Annotated in this window: 15 protein-coding genes and 2 tRNA genes; 11 read left to right on the top strand and 6 right to left on the bottom strand. The window is 68.2% G+C overall.

The genetic code is table 11. The features are described 5' to 3' along the window. The first annotated feature begins 18 nt into the window (after positions 1 to 18). On the top strand, positions 19 to 885 hold the full coding sequence (locus tag B0I29_RS26195; RefSeq protein ID WP_111651737.1) for a phytanoyl-CoA dioxygenase family protein: 867 nt from the start codon (positions 19 to 21) through the stop codon (positions 883 to 885). Between the two features lie 51 nt (positions 886 to 936). Here B0I29_RS26195 and B0I29_RS26200 read toward each other — a convergent pair whose 3' ends face one another. After that, positions 937 to 1179 (bottom strand): mycoredoxin, encoded by a 243-nt coding sequence (locus B0I29_RS26200; RefSeq protein ID WP_111651738.1) that lies wholly within the window; start codon positions 1177 to 1179, stop codon positions 937 to 939. Positions 1180 to 1313: 134 nt separating this feature from the next. On the opposite strand from B0I29_RS26200, the gene B0I29_RS26205 reads away from it, so the two are divergent. The 3 genes from B0I29_RS26205 to B0I29_RS26210 all read left to right on the top strand — a co-directional run bounded on the left by B0I29_RS26205 (position 1314) and on the right by B0I29_RS26210 (position 4303). Continuing rightward, the gene (locus tag B0I29_RS26205; protein WP_375790636.1) at positions 1314 to 3413 is read left to right on the top strand and encodes an ATP-dependent DNA helicase UvrD2; all 2100 of its coding nucleotides are present in this window, start codon (positions 1314 to 1316) and stop codon (positions 3411 to 3413) included. A gap of 120 nt (positions 3414 to 3533) precedes the next feature. Beyond that, on the top strand, positions 3534 to 3797 hold the full coding sequence (locus B0I29_RS45295) for a hypothetical protein (RefSeq protein WP_146616887.1): 264 nt from the start codon (positions 3534 to 3536) through the stop codon (positions 3795 to 3797). Between the two features lie 143 nt (positions 3798 to 3940). Beyond that, positions 3941 to 4303, top strand: coding sequence for a WhiB family transcriptional regulator (locus B0I29_RS26210; RefSeq protein ID WP_111651740.1), 363 nt, complete (start codon positions 3941 to 3943; stop codon positions 4301 to 4303). 280 nt (positions 4304 to 4583) lie between these two features. On the opposite strand, the gene B0I29_RS26220 is transcribed toward B0I29_RS26210, so the two are convergent. From B0I29_RS26220 to B0I29_RS45905, 3 genes are all read right to left on the bottom strand, one after another. After that, entirely contained in the window at positions 4584 to 5930 is a 1347-nt protein-coding gene (locus tag B0I29_RS26220; protein WP_111651742.1) for an ABC1 kinase family protein, read from the bottom strand. 27 nt (positions 5931 to 5957) lie between these two features. Continuing rightward, positions 5958 to 7067 carry a hypothetical protein gene (locus B0I29_RS26225; RefSeq protein WP_111651743.1) on the bottom strand — a complete coding sequence of 370 codons (1110 nt, stop codon included), beginning with the start codon at positions 7065 to 7067 and terminating at the stop codon, positions 5958 to 5960. Between the two features lie 214 nt (positions 7068 to 7281). Further along, complete coding sequence (locus tag B0I29_RS45905) at positions 7282 to 7443, bottom strand: DUF5679 domain-containing protein (protein WP_172890699.1); 162 nt, start codon at positions 7441 to 7443, stop codon at positions 7282 to 7284. Between the two features lie 469 nt (positions 7444 to 7912). Between B0I29_RS45905 and B0I29_RS26230 the strand changes: the two genes are divergently transcribed. Together B0I29_RS26230 and B0I29_RS26235 are read left to right on the top strand one after the other, a co-directional pair. After that, on the top strand, positions 7913 to 8449 hold the full coding sequence (locus B0I29_RS26230; RefSeq protein ID WP_111651744.1) for a M48 metallopeptidase family protein: 537 nt from the start codon (positions 7913 to 7915) through the stop codon (positions 8447 to 8449). Positions 8450 to 8458: 9 nt separating this feature from the next. Next, positions 8459 to 9055: a hypothetical protein gene (locus B0I29_RS26235; protein WP_111651745.1), complete on the top strand. Its 597-nt coding sequence runs from the start codon at positions 8459 to 8461 to the stop codon at positions 9053 to 9055. 1 nt (position 9056) lies between these two features. Here B0I29_RS26235 and B0I29_RS26240 read toward each other — a convergent pair whose 3' ends face one another. Continuing rightward, complete coding sequence (locus B0I29_RS26240; protein ID WP_111651746.1) at positions 9057 to 10292, bottom strand: zinc-dependent metalloprotease; 1236 nt, start codon at positions 10290 to 10292, stop codon at positions 9057 to 9059. Between the two features lie 90 nt (positions 10293 to 10382). Here B0I29_RS26240 and B0I29_RS26245 point away from each other — a divergent pair, with 90 nt between their 5' ends. From B0I29_RS26245 to B0I29_RS26260, 4 genes are all read left to right on the top strand, one after another. Further along, positions 10383 to 11411, top strand: a complete 1029-nt coding sequence (locus tag B0I29_RS26245) for a YlbL family protein (protein ID WP_111651747.1) — start codon at positions 10383 to 10385, stop codon at positions 11409 to 11411. A gap of 127 nt (positions 11412 to 11538) precedes the next feature. Beyond that, a complete protein-coding gene (locus tag B0I29_RS26250) occupies positions 11539 to 14490 on the top strand; it encodes a UPF0182 family membrane protein (protein ID WP_245972744.1) in 2952 nt (983 codons plus the stop codon). A 70-nt stretch (positions 14491 to 14560) separates the two neighbouring features. After that, positions 14561 to 14634: transfer RNA gene (locus B0I29_RS26255), tRNA-Met, on the top strand. Between the two features lie 396 nt (positions 14635 to 15030). Beyond that, positions 15031 to 16650 (top strand): sensor histidine kinase, encoded by a 1620-nt coding sequence (locus tag B0I29_RS26260; protein ID WP_146616888.1) that lies wholly within the window; start codon positions 15031 to 15033, stop codon positions 16648 to 16650. 63 nt (positions 16651 to 16713) lie between these two features. Here the strand turns inward: B0I29_RS26260 and B0I29_RS26265 are convergent. Beyond that, positions 16714 to 16787 (bottom strand) — tRNA-Met (locus B0I29_RS26265). 65 nt (positions 16788 to 16852) lie between these two features. Here B0I29_RS26265 and B0I29_RS26270 point away from each other — a divergent pair. Continuing rightward, positions 16853 to 17614: a pentapeptide repeat-containing protein gene (locus B0I29_RS26270; protein WP_111651750.1), complete on the top strand. Its 762-nt coding sequence runs from the start codon at positions 16853 to 16855 to the stop codon at positions 17612 to 17614. Positions 17615 to 17623 lie beyond the last annotated feature (9 nt).

Consider the following 17623-nt stretch of genomic DNA (forward strand, 5'->3'; position numbering starts at 1 on the left):
AAGACGAGAGGGGAACCGATGACCCAGGTGGAAGCCCCGGCGTGGACGCCCATGTCCGCCCAGGAGCGGGAGGCGTTCGAGCGGGACGGCTACATCGTCGTGCCGTCGGTGCTCAGTGAGAGCGAGATCGCGGCCGGTCGGGCCGCGATTCTGGGGTACTACGACAGGGTGAAGGCCGAGGGCGGTGCGCTGCACCAGCTCTCCCCGGTCGCCCACGTGCCCGAGCTGGCCTTCCTGCTCGATCACCCCAAAGCTTTCAAGTACATCTGGTCGTTGCTCGGGTGGAACGTGCACGTCTACCACTCGCACATCGACGTGCACCCCCAGCTGCACGAGAAGCAGAAGGAATGGTGGCACTGGCACCAGGACGGCGGCCGGCAGAACCGGGAGATCGAGACCGACCCGCGGCCGATGATGTCGGTGAAGCTGGCGTACTGGTTCTCCGACGTGAGCGAGACCGGCCGGGGCAACTTCACCGTCCTGCCCGGCAGCCACAAGACCAACTGGCTGCCCGGCCCGCCGAGCCGCGGTGTCTCGTGGCCGCAGCCCGAGGGTGCCGTCCAGATCACCGCGAACGCGGGTGACCTGGTGGTCTTCGACCGCCGCATCTGGCACGCCCGGTCGGACAACTACTCCGACATCACGCGCGTCGGCGCGTTCTTCGGCTACACCCCGCGCTGGATCGCGATCCGCGACGAGGTCGCGGACCTGCCGGCCCAGCCGGCGTGGAACGGTTTCAGCGAGGTCCAGAAGCAGCTGCTCGGCGGGTTCGGCGCCGGTGACGGTGACCACCAGTGGGGTCACTACCCGGAGACCACTCCGCTGTACGGCGCGCTGAAGGAGCGGGGCCTGCTCGATTCGAGCATCCCGGCGCTGATTCCGTAATCGGGGGAATGAAAAAGGGGCCGTTCGTGAGAACGGCCCCTTTTCGTTCGATCAGGCGCTGATCGCCGACAGGTGCTGCTTGACCTGCACGATCGACGGGTTGGTCAGCGCGGACCCGTCAGCGAACTTGAGCGTCGGAACGGTCTGGTTGCCGCCGTTCACGCTGCGGACGAACTCGGCCGAGGCCTCGTCCGCCTCGATGTCCACGACGTCGTAGGCGATGCCCTCGCGGTCGAGCTGGCTCTTCAAGCGGTGGCAGTACCCACACCAGGACGTCGAGTACATGGTCAGCATCGGTCAGGGCTCCTTCGATCCTCGTCACACGGCGGTGCGGCTGAGAAGCACAACACCCGCCAGGGGTGTCATGATTCCCTACCGTGTTACCTGATGCGGTGTTAGCCGGGCTCGACCCTGATCAGCGTACGGCTGTGACCGCCCCGGCCGGACCGGTCTGCATCCTGGCCGGCGCCGGTACCGGCAAGACCCGGGCGATCACGCACCGGATCGCGTACCGGACGTCGAACGGCGAGATCAGCCCCCGGCACGTGCTCGCGGTGACCTTCACCGCCCGTGCCGCGGCCGAGATGCGGGCACGGCTCACCGCCCTGGGCGCCGGTGGCGTGCAGGCCCGCACGTTCCACGCCGCAGCCCTGCGCCAGGTGCGCTACTTCGCGCCGCGGCTGCTGGAGGGCCGCGCGATGCCCGAGCTGATGGAAAGCAAGATCCGGGTGGTCGGCCTCGCGGCCGCCAAGGCAGGGGTACGCACGGACCGCGCCGCCGCCCGAGACCTGGCAAGTGAGATCGAGTGGTCCAAGTCGTCCCTGGTCGAACCCGGCGAGTACGTCGTGGCGGCCGCCAAGGCGCTGCGAGAGCCCCCGGTCGACTCGGCCAAGGTCGCCGAGGTCTTCGCCGCCTACGAGTCGCTCAAGCGCCGCCAGGGCGTGATCGACTTCGAGGACCTGCTGCGCGCCGCGGTCTGGGGCATCGAGGAGCACCCGGACGTCGGCGAGCAGATCCGCAATCAATACCGGCACTTCGTGGTCGACGAGTACCAGGACGTCAACCCGCTGCAGCAGCGGCTGCTCGAAGCGTGGCTGGGCGGCCGGGACGACCTCACCGTGGTCGGCGACGCCAGCCAGACGATCTACTCGTTCACCGGCGCTACCTCCGGGTACCTGATCGACTTCCCGCGCCGGCGCCGGGACGCCGTGGTGGTCCGGCTGGTCCGCGACTACCGCTCGACCCCGCAGGTGGTCGGCCTCGCCAACGCGGTGATCCGGCAGGCCCGGGGCACCGAGGCGAAACTGCGCCTGGAGCTGGTCGGTCAGCGCCCGTCCGGCCCGGAGCCGGAACTCAAGATCTTCCCGGACGAGCCGGGCGAGGCCGCCGCGGTGGCCCGGCGATGCCGCGAGCTGATCGCGGGCGGGACGCCGGCCAGCGAGATCGCGGTGCTCTTCCGGACCAACGCGCAGTCCGAGTCGTACGAGGAGGCGCTCGCCGACGCCGAGGTCCCGTACGTGGTCCGCGGCGGCGAACGGTTCTTCGAACGCACCGAGGTCCGCCGGGCGATGATCGCGCTGCGCGCCGCCGTGCGTTCGATCCCGGGGGAGACCCCGCTGGTCCAGGCGGTCGTGGAGGGGCTGGCGGGTACCGGCTGGAACCGGGACCAGCCACCGCCGGGCGGCGCCGCCCGCGAGCAGTGGGAGGCACTCGCGGCGCTGGTCACCCTCGCCGAGGAGTACGCGGCGACGCCGGAGATCCTGCCGATAGGCGAAGCCGGCCGGGTGCAGCGTGAGGTGACGCTCTCGGCGTTCAACGACGAGCTGGCCCGCCGCGCCGAGCAGCAGCACGCGCCGACCGTGGCGGGCGTGACCCTCGCCTCGCTGCACTCGGCGAAGGGCCTGGAATGGGACGCGGTCTTCCTGGTCGGCCTCGCCGACGGAACACTGCCGACGACGTACGCGAAAACGCCCGACCAGCTGGAGGAGGAGCGCAGGCTCCTGTACGTGGGTGTGACCAGGGCGCGGCAGTGCCTCTGGCTCTCGTACGGCCAGTCCCGCGCCCCTGGTGGCCGTCCGCGCCGCCCGTGCCGGTTCCTGCCGCAGCTGGAGCGTTCCGGCGGCCACACCGCCGACCGGGGTGAGCACGGCACCACCAGCAGTCGGAAACCCGACCGCCGCCGCCCGCAGGTCTCCTCCTGCCGGATCTGCGGTGCCACGCTGCTGGCCGGCGCGGACCGCAAACTGGGCCGCTGCCCGACCTGCCCGTCCGACATCGACGAGGACCTGTACGAGCGTCTCCAGGTGTGGCGGGCGAACACCGCTGCGAGTCTGAAAGTTCCTGCGTACGTGGTATTCACCGACGCGACCCTGGTGGCGGTGGCGGAGCGCCGGCCGGCCGGGCCCGCGCAGCTGGTCGCGATCGCCGGAATCGGCCCGCGAAAGCTCGGTCAGTACGGCGAGGCGGTCTTCGCTCTGGTGGCCGGAGCGAGCCCTGATGATCTCGCTGAAAAAAACTTCGAAAGTTAGTCCGTTAATTCGTTTGCCCTCCGCTGTAGGGCAGGCATAGCCTCAGAACACACCTTGGCGAGCGGCTCCGCCCGCCAAGATTCAGGACACGAGTGCAACGTTATGGAGGAGGTGGCACTGATGAAGCTCAACATGATGATTCCGTCGATGCTGCCGTCTGCAGTTTGCTCGCAGTCCGCCCCCGCTACTTCCGCTCTGCTTGTTGCTGAGCGGGCTGTTTCTCCGTGGGCGCACCAGGCTCCGGTCCAGGCCGAGCTGGGCAAAACCGTTCTGGTGCTCGTCGATGGAAACAAGGGGACCACTGGCTTCAGTGGCAATGCCATCTCGCGTAAGCGCTACACGGATGGTGGCAGCGGTGTCCCGCCTCGAGGAAGGCCGGTCTGATCAACAGACCTCCGGCTCACCTCGAGGCCGCGGAACCCGATAACCGGGATCCGCGGCCTTAATTTTTTGCCGGCTCACCCGCCGGTGTTCGACCCGTATCGCGATCCAGAAGATCGAGAAGAAGAGAGAGGTGACCGGGCTTTATGAGTCTGGCGCTGGCCCCACTCGACGTGACCGTCGAGATCGAGGCAAACCTGCCCTGTCGTAAGTTCGACCCTGACCTGTGGTTCTCCGACGCCCCGGCCCAGCTGGAGCTGGCGAAGTCGCTCTGTGGCGACTGCCCGCTCCGCGTCGAGTGCCTCGCCGGAGCGGTGGAGCGTAGTGAGCCCTGGGGTGTCTGGGGTGGAGAGATCTTTGAGCGTGGCGCAGTCGTTCCGCGCAAGCGGCCCCGTGGCCGTCCCCGTAAGGCCGACGTCGCTCGCGACGCCGAGCTGGCCGTCGAGGTCGAGGAGCGGCTTGCCGCGAACGGTCTCGAGACCCGCAACTCGGTCCGCCTGGCGGCCTGAGATGAATTCCCTCCCCATGACCGTGATTGATATCCGAAAGCCGAGTACCAAGATGACCCCGAACGGATCCACCAAGATGAGACTCATCCACGAAGCGTTGTCGAGGGCCCGAATGCGAAGGCCTCAGAGCGAAGTCGCACCTGAGGCCTACCGCTCCGCCCGTCGTATCGCGATGGAAGCCCGCAACCGGGCCGGCCGCGAACTGGGCGGACTCTGACGACCACCAATAGATAAAGGCCCGTCCGTTACAGCGGACGGGCCTTTTCGATGTTTATCAATCTCAATCAGTGAGAGCGAATCCCGGCAGCCACTCTTCGAGGATCTCCCGGTACGGGGCCTCCGCCTCGAGCTGACAGAGCACGCCGATCGATCCGAGCGTGACCCGGTGAATCAGGAGGTATGACGGCGGCAGGTTCAGCTTGCGGCTGAGCTGATAACCCGGGGAGCGCGGACTGCCCAGCCGGGTCGCCTCACCCCGGAGCCACGCGCGGGTGAACCGGAACCGCTCCACCGCGATCGGCTCGATCATCGGCAGCAGGAAGTCCAGCACCGCCTGGGCGTCGATCTCCTCGTCGGGCTTGATGAAGCCCTCGTCGCGCAGCCCGTCGACCACGTCCTTGGCGCGGCCGTCGAGAGCGAGCCGGACCAGGCGGCCGATCGGCTCGGGGTGGCCGTCCGGCAGACGCGCCACGGCGCCGAAGTCGATCACTCCGAGGCGGCCGTCGGCGAGCAGCCGGAAGTTGCCGGGGTGCGGGTCGGCGTGCAGCAGCCCGGCCCGGCCGGGTGCGGAGAAGTGCAGGATCGCCATGAGCCGGCCGGCCTCGTCGCGCTCCTCGACGGTGCCGCCGCTGATCACGTCGGCCAGCGGTTTCCCGTCGACCCACTCGGTGACCAGGATCCGGGGCGCGGACGCCACCACCCGGGGCACGAAGATATCCGGGTCATCCTGGTACGCCTCGGCGAACACCCGCTGGGTTTCCGCCTCCATCTCGTAGTCGAGCTCCTCGATGATCCGGTCCCGCAGCTCGGCGATCAGCGGTTTCACGTCCATGCCGGGCTGGATGATCTTGAACATCCCGGCCAGCCGGGAGAGCTGTTTCAGGTCGGCGACCAGCGCGTCCCCGGCGCCCGGGTATTGCACCTTCACGGCGACCGGCAGCAGTTTGGGTTTGCCGTTGCGGCGGGCCGGCGGCAGTTTCCAGACGGCGCGGTGCACCTGGCCGATGCTGGCCGCGGCGGCCGGGTTGTCGTCGAACTCGGCGAATTTGTCCCGCCAGTCCGGCCCCAGCTGCTCGGCGAGCGCCTTGTGCACGTTCGCCACCGGCATCGGTGGCGCCGCTTCCTGAAGCTTGGTCAGGGCCTGCCGGTACGGCCCGGCCATCTCGTCGGGCATCGCCGCCTCGAAGACCGACAGCGCCTGCCCGAATTTCATGGCACCGCCCTTGAGCTGGCCCAGGACGCTGAACAGCTGCTCGGCGGTGCGTTGCTGGATGTCCGCGGAAATGACGTCGGACGCGATGCCGACGGCACGCTTGCCGAGGCCCAGCGCGGTGCGCCCGGCGAACCCGAGGGGCAGCGCGGCCAGTTTGGCGGTCCGGGAAGCCGCGCGGCGGGGTATGTCGGTCACCAGATCATTGTGACCGACTTCCGGCGGCTACTCGGCCCGTCGTCTGGTGCTTTTGGGGATATGTGGTGAAGGTCCGGTGTGGGACCGGGCCCGCCGCTGGCAGTCACACCCCGGATGAGGCGGCCAGGTACGCCGCCGGAACCGGCCCGGCGCGGTGATCTCGACAGCCGCCCCGAGGGTTTCCGGCACTTCGCCGTCCAGGTGGGCGAGGACCTCGGCGGTCGCGTACGCCACGGCGGCGAGCAGGGTGGCGACAGTGCACGGCTCGGTGTCCGCTCCGGCCGACGGTGGCGCGCCCGGCCATCCGGCGTCCCGATCCTGACGATGCAGGTCGACACAGCGCAGACAGGGCCGTCCGCCGGCCGGCACCAGCGGGCCGATCACCGCGGCGCCGTCCCGGATGGCGACCACGAGATGCGGCTGGCGGCGCCCGGCGTGCGCGGCCGCCACCAGGGCGGCCGGCTCGTCGTGGGCCAGCTGGACGACCAGGTCGGCAACCGGGCGGCGGGTACCGTGCACGTCGGTGCCGGGCACGGTACGCAGGATCGCGGCGGCGACCGCGGACCGGCGCGGGCTGCCGACGTCGGCCGTACCGAGCGGGCCGCCGGTGATCTCGCCGGCCCCGACCGTGCCGGAGAGGTCCGGGTGGACGTGCCCGACACCCGCTTCGGCGAGTGCCACCGCGATCGGGGCGCCGAGACGGCCCCGGCCGCTGAGCGCGACTCTGGAAGCCTGGCGGCGGCGCAGCACTCTCGCCGGGGACGGCCGGCCGGTGGGGCGGGAGACGGCGCTCAGGGCCAGCGCGGCGGCCTCACCGGTGAGCCGTGCGCGGGAGAGGGCCGGCAGGGTGGCCGGCAGCAGTGTTCCGGCGGGCAGCACGAGTCCGGCCTGGTGAAGCAGGTCGAGCAGGCTGCGTGCCTCGTCCGGGCGTACGCCGAGTTCGGCGGCGCGCAGGAGCACGGCGCGCTCTGATCGGATGCCGTCGAGGAGATCGAGGACCCGGGCGGCCCGGGGATCCGGGAACCGCAGGACCACGGCGTGCGCGGGATCCAGGCCGAGCTGGAGTTCACCGGGGTTACGCCAGATGCGCGGCAGCCCGGGAATCAGGGTCGGTCGCGGCAGCGGTGTCCGGGACATGGATGACAGGTTGTCACGGCAGCGCTGCGGAGCGGTGATGTTATCCACAGGCCCGCGAGGGCGCGTGCAGCTTTGTCCACAGGCTGAAGCGAGTTATCCACAGGTGGATAGAGATCGCTCCGAACCACTCAACGTGATCGGGTGGCCACGGTTACGGGTGAACGGGTAAAGCCACCGGGGAGGGCGACCATGTGGCTGCCCTCCCCGGAAGCGGTCACGCCTTGGCCTTGCCCAGGATCCGGTTCATGGTGGTCCCGCAGACAGGGCACTTGCCCTTGGCCATGTTCATGCCGGTCTTGGAGACTGCCACTTCGCCCTGGAAGTCGCGCTTTTCCTTGCACTTCACGCAGTAGCCGTTGTAAGTGGTGTCGGCCACGGTTCCTCCTCGTCGGTGTCGTCGGCCGCTCAGCCCGGTGCCTCGTTCGCGGCTACGGGTGCGAACCTCTCTGCGGCGCTGGACCGCGCGGCCACGCGGTTTGTGGCCACCCGTCCGGGGCGGTCACTTACCCAGGTCAGGCCGGTTCCATGTCAACGCAGTGTCGGCGGTGTCGCCGACGACGTGAGTGTGCCGGTCGAAGTGTCCTTTTGCGCCAGAATTGCCGAGACACGCCGACGATTGCCATCAGAAAGGCATAAAACAGACACCGGAGGCCTCGGTGGCCTGAGTCGAAGATGGTCTAGGTTGACGGGTGTCTCCGATGTTGCGGATGGGGAAATTTTTTTCGGGTATATGCGGCGGAACTGGGCATTTTCGGAGAAGCTCATTGCCAGTACTCTTGCGGTGACCAGGGGCTGGCGGATTAGCGTCTCAACGTGAACCCGAATCAGGGCCGCGCGAGCCGGTAATGGCTGCCCGCGTGCGCAAGCCTGTCGTTGAGGTGCGGCGCAGTCAGCGCCGGCGCCGGACGGTGTCCGCGTACCGCGACGGTGAACGTGTCGTCGTGCTCATCCCGGACCGGTTCTCCCGGGCCGAGGAGACCGAGTGGGTCGAGCGGATGCTCGCCCGGCTGGCCGCCCGTGAGGAACGCCTGCGGTGCACCGACGCCGAGCTGCTGGCCCGCGCCAGGCGCCTGATAGCGCGATACCTCGCCGATCACGCCGACGTGGTGGTTCCGGCCAGCGTGCGATGGGTCACCAATCAGAACGGCCGCTGGGGCTCCTGCACCCCCGACGACGCGACCATCCGGATCTCGCACCGCATCCAGGAGATGCCCGAGTGGGTCGTCGACTACGTCGTCCTGCACGAGCTCGCCCACCTGGTCGTGCCGAGCCACAACGCCAGCTTCTGGGAGCTGGTGAACAGGTTCGGAAAAGCCGAGCGCGCCCGCGGTTACCTCGAGGGAGTGTCCGCGGCCGGAAACCTGGAGATGGTGGAGCACTAAGCTTTGGCCGTGTTACGGCGCTTGGTGGTGACGTTGCTGGTCCCGGTCCCGTGGAGCCCGCCCGGAGTGGAGCTCCGGGCCTGGCGTGCCGCCCTGGCCGAGGACGTGGTCGACCTGCTCGCCCGGCTGTCGGCGGCCGACGCCGCGATCGCCGCCGGGCCGGGTGACCATGAGCTGGCCGAGGAGATCGCCTGGCCGGGGATGAAGATCTACGACGTGCCGGCGCCGACCCTGCTGCCGGTGCTGGCGGCCGCGGCCGCCGACGGTTACGACCAGGCCGCCGTGATCGCCGCGGACGCGCCGGACGTGCCCGGCATGACCCTGGGAAAACTTCTCCAGCCGCTGGACAGCAAGTCGATCGCGGTGGCGCCCGGCGGGCCCAGCGGTGGAGCGCTCGGCGTCGCGACCAATCTGCCCGCGCCGGAGTGGCTCGTCGACCTCGACCTGGACAGCGCGACGCCACAGCTGCTGCGCAGGAACGCACCGACGCCCGGCGAGGTCACCTCGACCGCGCAGTGGCGCCGTCTGCGTGGCCCGGCCGAGCTGGCCACGCTGGACACCGCCTTGGAGGGCTGGGACAACACCCGGGCCCTCCTCGGCGGCTGAATCAGTCCTCTTTCGGCCCGTCGCCCAGGTTGTCCAGCTCGCTGATGTCCCAGTCGGAACGGCCGGCCGCGAAGGTCTCCGGGCTGGCGAAGTCCTCGTCGGTGGGCAGCAGGTCGGGGTGGTCCCAGAGCGCGTCCCGGCCCGGGATGCCCCGTTGCTCGGCCACCGACGCCCACAGGACGCCGGCCTCACGCAGCCGGCGGGGCCGGAGCTCGAGGCCGACCAGGGCGGCGAAGGTCTGCTCCGCCGGACCGCCGGCACCCCGGCGGCGGCGGAACGCCTCGCCGAGCGCGGCCACCGACGGCAGCCGGTCGGCCGCGGCGGCGTCGACCACGTGGCCGACCCAGCCCTCGACCAGCGCCAGCGCCGTTTCCAGCCGGGCCAGGCTGGCTTTCTGCTGCGGGGTGTCCTCAGGAGTGAAGATGCCCTCGAGCGCCATCTGCTGCATCGACTCGGGATCGCTCGGGTCGACCCGGCTCATCGCGTCCTCGATCGCCTCGCGGTTCACGGTGATGCCGTTCGCGTACGTCTCGACGGCGCTCAGCACGTGTGACCGGAGCCACGGGACGTGCCCGAAGAGCCGCTGGTGTGCGGCCTCACGCAACGCCACGTAAAGGCGTACCTGGTCCTCGGGAAGTTCGAGGCCGGAACCGTACGCCTTGATGTTGGAAGGGATGAGCGCGGCCGTTCCGGCCGGGCCGAGCGGAAGCCCGATGTCGCCGGCCGAGAGCACCTCGGCGGCGAGCTGGCCGAAAGCCTGCCCGAGCTGCCCGCCGAAGAGGGCGCCGCCGAGCGTCGCCACCATCGACTGCATCGGGCCCAGCTGGGCGCGGGCCTCCTCGGGCACGAGGTCGCCCATCGCGCCCACCATGCGGCCGGCGATCGGCTCGCACAGCTTTTTCCACACGTCGAGAGTGTTGTAGATCCACTCGTTGCGGTTCCACGCGACGGCCTTGTGGACGCCGCTCGGAAGGGCTGTCACCGGGTCGAGCCAGAGGTCGGCGAGCCGCAGAGCCTCCTCGACCTGGTGGCGCTCCAGCATGTTCACCGAGGGATCGCCGGACGCCGAGAGCTGGCTGGCGGCGACCTGCCGGGCCAGGTCCCAGTTGACCGGGCCGTTTCCGGGCGCGGCGAACATCTGTTGCAGCTGCGCCATGAACTGCTGCATCTGCTGCGGGTCGGAGGGGTCGGGCGGCTGAGCGCCCGGCAGGGAGAAGCCGAACGGGATATCAGGCACGTCCCCAACGGTACGCGCGAAATGCCACGAGCGGACTGAGGGCGGTATCAGCTCAGAGAGAACTCAGGGTGGGTAGGTACTCTCACGCGCATGAGACGTCGAGGTGTCACCGTCATCCTCGGTGCCCTGATCACCGCACTGCTGGCAGCCGGTGTCATGGTCGCGCCCCTGCCGTACGTGGTGCTGAAGCCCGGACCCACGGTCAACACACTCGGCTCGGACAACGGCACCGAGGTCATCCAGGTCAAGAAGGGCGAGACCTCGACCTCCAAGGGCCAGCTACGCCTCACCACGGTGAACGTGCAGTCGAAGGTCGAGCTGGTCTGGGCCATCCAGGGCTGGCTGAGCGGCGAGGACGCGGTCGTCCCGCGCGAGCTGATCTACCCGCCGGACCAGAGCGAGAAGCAGGTCCAGGAGCAGAACGCCCAGGAGTGGAAACAGTCGCAGACCAGCGCCGAGACGGTCGCGCTGCGCGAGCTGGGTTACCCCGTCCTGACTTCGGTGCGCAAGGTCACGACCGGTGGCGCCGCCGAGGGCAAGCTCGTCGCCGGTGACGTGATCACTGCGGTCGACGGCACCACGATCGAGGACCCGTCCCAGGTCACCGAGCTGGTCCGGGCCAAGCCCGCCGGCACGTCGCTGACCGTCGGTTACCAGCGTGACGGCAAGGCCGGTACCGCTCAGATCACCACGAAGACCGCAGACGGTGACGACACCCCCCGGCTCGGCATCGAGATCGAGACCACCCAGCCGAACCCGTTCGACATCGAGATCGACCTCGACAAGATCGGCGGACCGAGCGCCGGGCTGATGTTCTCCCTCGGCATCATCGACAAGCTCAAGCCCGAGGACCTCACCGGCGGCAAGGTGATCGCGGGCACCGGAACCATCGACGACAACGGTAACGTTGGCCCGATCGGCGGCATCCCGCAGAAGCTGGTGGGAGCCAAGGACGCAGGCGCCGAGCTCTTCCTGGTGCCCAAGGACAACTGCGCGGAAGCGCTTCGCAACGCGGTGACCGGTCTGCCCATGGCGGAGGTCGCCACGGTGGACGATGCGCTCACCGCGCTCGCGACATTTACCTCAGGCGGGACCCCGAAGCCCTGTACGGCTTCGTGATCCCGCACCGGTAGTGACGAGACAGTTCTGCCGCGTATAGAAGCTGGATGCGACATCGTAAGGTGAAACACCGGCCAGACGAAGTGTGGAGCCAACGTTGGTCATGCGTAACAGTCCTCTACCGAGGATGAGCCGGCGCGGTCGCGTCACGGTCGGCGTCCTGGTCGGGGTCTTTATTCTTTTCACGCTGCTCGGGTGGGGCATCGACGCGTACACCGACTACCTGTGGTTCTCCGAAGTCGACTTCACGCAGGTCTTCTCCGGAGTGCTGCTCACCAAACTGCTGCTGTTCCTGGCGATCGGCGCGGCGATGACGCTGATCGTGGCCGGAAACCTCTACCTGGCGTACCGCCTGCGGCCGCTGCTGCGACCGCACTCCGCGGAACAGGCCACGCTGGAGCGTTACCGGATGATCCTGACGCCCCGTCTGGGCACCTGGATCACCGTGGTCAGCCTGATCGTCGGCTTCTTCGCGGGCCTCTCCGCGCAGAACCGATGGGCCGACTGGATGCTGTTCCGCAACGGCGGAGACTTCGGCGTCCAGGACCCCGAACACAAGGTGGACATCTCCTTCTACATCTTCGAGTTCCCGCTTCTGCGTTACCTGCTCGGCGTCGGCTTCACCGCTGTGGTGCTGTCGCTGCTCGGTGCGCTCGCGGTGCACTACATCTTCGGCGGTGTGCGTCTCCAGGGCGTCGGCGACCGGATGACGGCGGCGGCACGCGCCCACCTCACCACGCTGGTGGCGATCTTCGTGCTGCTCAAGGCGGTCGCGTACATCCTGGACCGGCGGGCGCTGCTCCTGGAGCAGCACGTGTCACCGGGGCTGTACGGCGCCGGGTACACCGACGTCAACGCGTTGTTGCCGGCCAAGGAGATTCTGGCGTACATCTCGGTGGTGGTCGCGATCGCGATCATCGTCTTCTCCAACGCGGTGATGCGGAACCTGGTGTGGCCGGGCGTCTCGCTGGCGCTGCTGGCCATCTCGGCCGTGGCGATCGGCGGCATCTACCCGCTCGCCGTGCAGAACTTCCAGGTGAAGCCGAGCCTCTCGGACAAGGAAGCGCCATATATCCAGAGATCCATCGACGCGACCCGCGACGCGTTCGGTCTGGAGGCGACTGATGTCACTCAGTACAGCGCGGCCAGCGGCAGCCCGCCGACCAACCTGGCCGACAACACCAGCGCGCAGAACGTGCGGCTGATAGACCCACAACTGGTCTCGCAGGCATTCACCCAGTCGCAGCAGTCCCGGGGCTTCTACGACTTCGGCGAGAAACTCGACGTCGACCGGTACACGATCGACGGCAAGACCCAGGACTACGTGGTCGGCGCTCGTGAGATCAACGACGAGAAACTGACCGCCCAGCAGCGCAACTGGCTGAACCGGCACACCGTCTACACGCACGGTTACGGCCTTGTGGCGGCGCCGGCCAACCAGGTCTGCGGCACCGGTCTGCCGTTCTTCGTCTCCGGGTTCCTCGGCAGCACGAACCAGGGCAACTGTGCCTCGACCACCGACGAGATCAAGGCCGAGCAGCCGCGGATCTACTACGGCGAGCAGTCCAGCGAGTACGTGATCGTCGGCCAGGAGACTGCGGAGAAGAACGTTGAGTTCGACCGTCCGCAGGAGCAGAACAGCGACGCCTCCGAGCTCTACACGTACAAGGGCACCGGCGGCGTGCCGATCGGCTCGTTCCTCAAGCGCGCGGTCTTCGCGATCAAGAACACCGAGAGCAACTTCCTGCTCTCCGACGCGGTGAACGCGAAGTCGCGTCTCATGTACGTCCGCAACCCGCGGGACCGCGTCGAGAAGGTCGCGCCGTTCCTCACCATCGACGGCGACCCGTACCCGGCCGTCGTCGGCGGAAAGATCGTCTGGATCCTGGACGGCTACACCACGGCGCAGACCTATCCGTACGCGCAGAAGATCAACCTCGCGACCGAGACGCGTGACGAGCTCACCGGTCAGGGGTCCTTCGCCCTTGCCCGCGACGACGTCAACTACATGCGCAACTCGGTGAAGGCGACCGTCGACGCGTACGACGGCACCGTCAAGCTCTACGAGTTCGACGACAGCGACCCGGTCCTCAAGGCGTGGAACAAGGCGTTCGGCGGCGACCTGGTCGTGCCGAAGGCGGAGATCCCGGCCGACCTGGCCTCGCACTTCCGGTACCCGGCCGACATGTTCAAGGTCCAGCGCAACCTGCTGACCAAGTTCCACGTCACCGACCCGCAGACGTTCTTCTCCGGCAACGACTTCTGGGAAGTTCCGAACGCCCCGGACGCGCCGCAGAACGGCGTCAAGCAGCCGCCGTTCTACCTGAACGTGAAACTCCCCGAGCAGGACGAGACACGGTTCCAGCTCACGGCCGGCGTCACACCGGCCGACCGGGAGAACATGGCTGCGCTGATCTCCGGCTCGTACGTGGACGGCCAGCCCAAGCTGGAGGTGCTGGAGCTACCCGACGACACCGTCGTCTCCGGTCCCGTCCAGGTGCACCAACGGATGACCAACAACGCGAACGTCGCCTCCGACCTGGCACTTCTCAGTCGCCAAGGCCAAGCGACAGTCCTGTACGGCAACCTCATCTCGCTGCCGCTGGACAAGGACATCCTCTACGTCGAACCCGTCTACGTGCGCAGCAACAGCCAGGCCAACGCGGCCCCGCTGCTGCAGAAGGTCCTGATGTCCTACGGCGACGGCGGCACCTACGTCGTGCTGGAGGACAACCTCACCAAGGGCCTTCAGGCCTTGGCCGAGCTGGGCCGGACGTCAGGCACACCGACAACCGAGACACCCAGCACGCCCGGCACCGGCACGCCCGGCGCCACACCCACACCGACGACCGCACCGCCCACCGTCACCGGCGACCTGGCCCAGGCCGCGGCCGCCGTCGACAAGGCGATCGAAGACCTCAAGGCAGCCCAGCGCGACGGCGACTTCGTCAAGCAGGGTGAAGCCTTGAAGGCCCTCGACGACGCGGTCAACCGCTTCCAGCAGCTCCAGGCGTCGGAAGCAAGCACACCGGCCACGACAGCGCCCACCGTGGCGCCGTCAGTCAGCGCCGGAAGCTAGATGTGGCAGCCGTCTCCGGGGGCCGTTTTGCAGCCCCCGGAGGCGGTGCGCTAAGCTTCATTCATACCGACGCGGGGTGGAGCAGCTCGGTAGCTCGCTGGGCTCATAACCCAGAGGTCGCAGGTTCAAATCCTGTCCCCGCTACGAGTGCAGAGGGTCTATGTTCGCGGAACGCGCGAACATGGGCCCTCTTCGTTATTCCTTCCTGGGGGCCGAGCCCCCAGACCCCCACGTTGCGGTGGTTGCGCTTGGTGGGTCGCTCTCGCTTGGTGGGTCGCTCTCGCTTGGTGGGTCGCTCTCGCTTGGTGGGTCGCTCGCTCTTCAGCCCTCTTGGGTACGCCTTATCGCACGCGCCTCCTTGTTGACACGTAGCGTCGAGATGTGGGGGGTTGGGGGCGGCGGTCTGGGCTCGTTGTCGGGCTTGTGGTTCTTCTTGGGGTTTTGGGGACCGGGCTCGCTGCTGTTGCTCTGCATTTGTCGGCTCGGGCCTGGAGTGAGCGGGCCTTTGAGCAGAAGCGGGATGTCATTGCCAAGGTGGTGATGGCTGAGTTGATTCAGTACAGCGTTGCTCTTGCTGATCTGTCGGCCTCGGTGGGGGCTCAGGCTTCGTTGAGTGCTGATGGGTTTGCGGCGATCACTGCGCCTATCAACGGGTCGCGGTTGCCGGGGGCTACTGAGGTGGCCTTTGTGGTTCCGGCTGCTGCTGGGGATGTTGGGGCGGTTCAGAGTGAATGGCGGCGCCGGGGCAGCGCCGCTCTGACGTTGAGTCCCGATCAAAAGAGTGCTGGGGAGCACTATTTTCCGGTTCTGGCTCGGTCGCTGACCGGGGCGGCGCCCAGCGCGGCCGATCTGACGGGCACCCCTGATGTGGTTGAGGCGTTGGGGGAGGCGCGGGATGCCGGTGGGGTCACCACCAGCTCTACCTATGTGGCCGGCGACAGCGGGGATCGTTTCTTTGTGATGGCTGCTGCTGTGGTGGCTTCGGCGCCCGTTGCGGAGGTGGGGGCGTTTCGGGGGTGGGTGACCATGACATTCCGGGGGCGGGACTTTCTGGGGCCCGCTGTCGGGATCATCGGTGGGGATCAGGTGAGCGTGCGGTTCGTGGACACCTCGGGGGAGGTGCCGGTGACGGTTGCCCGGTGGAAGCCTGATGTGCGGCTGGATGGGGCCATGGAGTCGTGGACCGTTGATTTTCCGGCTCCGGTGGATCAGTGGCGGCTCGTGGTGTTGCCTACGGTTGGGTTGTTGCCGGCTACCGAGGCTTGGCTGGCGCCCGGTGCGGCGGCTATCGGGAGCGTGATCACCGTTCTGCTCGCCGCGCTTACCGCCACCGTTGTGACGTCGCGGGATCGGGCTCTGCGGCGGGTTGATGAGGCCACGGCGGACCTGCGTGACGACATCTTGCAGCGGGAAGCGGTCGAGCAGCAGCTGCGCCGCCGTGAGGAGGAGCTGGTCGGCTTCGCCGGGGTGGTCGCCCACGACCTGCGCAGCCCGCTCTCGAACGTGGTCGGGTACGCCGAGATGATCGGTCTGGTCGACGACGACAACCTCACCAGCAAGCAGCAGGGTTACCTCGGGAAGGTGCGGACCAGCGCCGGCCGGATGCAGGAGCTCATCGACGACCTGCTGGCGTACGCCACCGCCGACAACACGACGCTGCGGATCAGTGAGATCGACATGGTCGAGCTGGTGGAGAGCATCGTCGCCGAGAGGCGGGTGAGCGCGCCCGACGCGACCATCGACTGCGAGCCGCTGCCCTCGGTGCAGGGTGACCCGTCGCAGATCCGCCAGGTGCTCGACAACCTGATCGGCAACGCCATCAAGTACACGCCGGAGAACCAGGCGGCCACCATCACCATCACCGCCGCGGACGACGCCGCCGATCCGGATCTCTGCCGCATCGACGTGGCCGACCGCGGCATCGGCATCCCCGAATCGCAGCTCGCTGAGGTGTTCAACGCCTTCACCCGGGCCGAGGGATCCGAGCACTACCCCGGAACAGGGCTCGGTCTCGCCATCGTCCAGCGCATTGTCGAACGCCACAACGGCACCGTCGGCGTGACCCAGAACACCGGCGGCGGCACCCGTTTCTGGTTCACCCTGCCAAAAACAACAGCTTCGGTACGCGTACCCAAGAATGAGCCGGAAGAGGATCTCTGAGGGTGACCAAAGAAAAGGGACCGTGACTCGCGATTTCCGCGAACACGATCCCTTTTCCACTCGTAGCGGGGACAGGATTTGAACCTGCGACCTCTGGGTTATGAGCCCAGCGAGCTACCGAGCTGCTCCACCCCGCGTCGGTATGTACATAGCCTACAGGCAGGTTGGCAGGGCGCCTAATCGGGGCCCTAGAGTGGATGAAGTGACTGGTCTGGCCGCTGATTGCGCACGTTGCGCCGCCCTCTGTTGTGTGGCTCCCGCCTTTGCTCGATCATCCGATTTCGCGGTCGACAAACCGGCTGGGCAGCCGTGCCGGAATCTGCGGGACGACTTCCTCTGCGGCATTCACGAGAAACTGCCGGAGCGCGGTTTTCCGGGGTGTGTGGTGTTCGACTGTTTCGGGGCCGGGCAACGCATCACGCAGGAGACTTTCGGTGGGCGGGACTGGCGTTCGGCGCCGGAGATCGCGGGGGACATGTTCGCGTCGCTACCGGTGATGCGGCAGTTGCACGAGCTGATGTGGTACCTCACCGAGGCGTTGAAGCTGGACGAGGCCCGCGGTCTGCGCCGGGAGCTGGACGCCGCGCTCGCCGAGACCGACCGGATGGCCGGGCGCAGTGCCCCGGAGCTCCGCGAGATCGATGTCGACGCGCATCGGGGCCGGGTCAATCCGCTGCTGCGCCGGGCGAGCGAGCTGGCCCGGGCGCGGGTGGGCGGACGCCGGGCGGATCACAGCGGGGCGCAGCTGATCGGCCGCAAGATGAGGGGCGCGGACCTGCGTGGCGCGAGCTTCCGCGGCGCCCTGCTGATCGGCGCCGACCTGCGGGACGCGGATCTGCGCCGGGCTGACTTCACCGGTGCCGACCTGCGCGGTACCGACCTGCGTGGCGCGAATCTCACGGACGTACTTTTTCTCACTCCGTCGCAGCGCCGCGCCGCAGTGACGGGCGCCGATCACCCTTAGGATGTTGCC

This window comes from Actinoplanes lutulentus (assembly GCF_003259845.1).
Classification (GTDB): domain Bacteria; phylum Actinomycetota; class Actinomycetes; order Mycobacteriales; family Micromonosporaceae; genus Actinoplanes; species Actinoplanes lutulentus.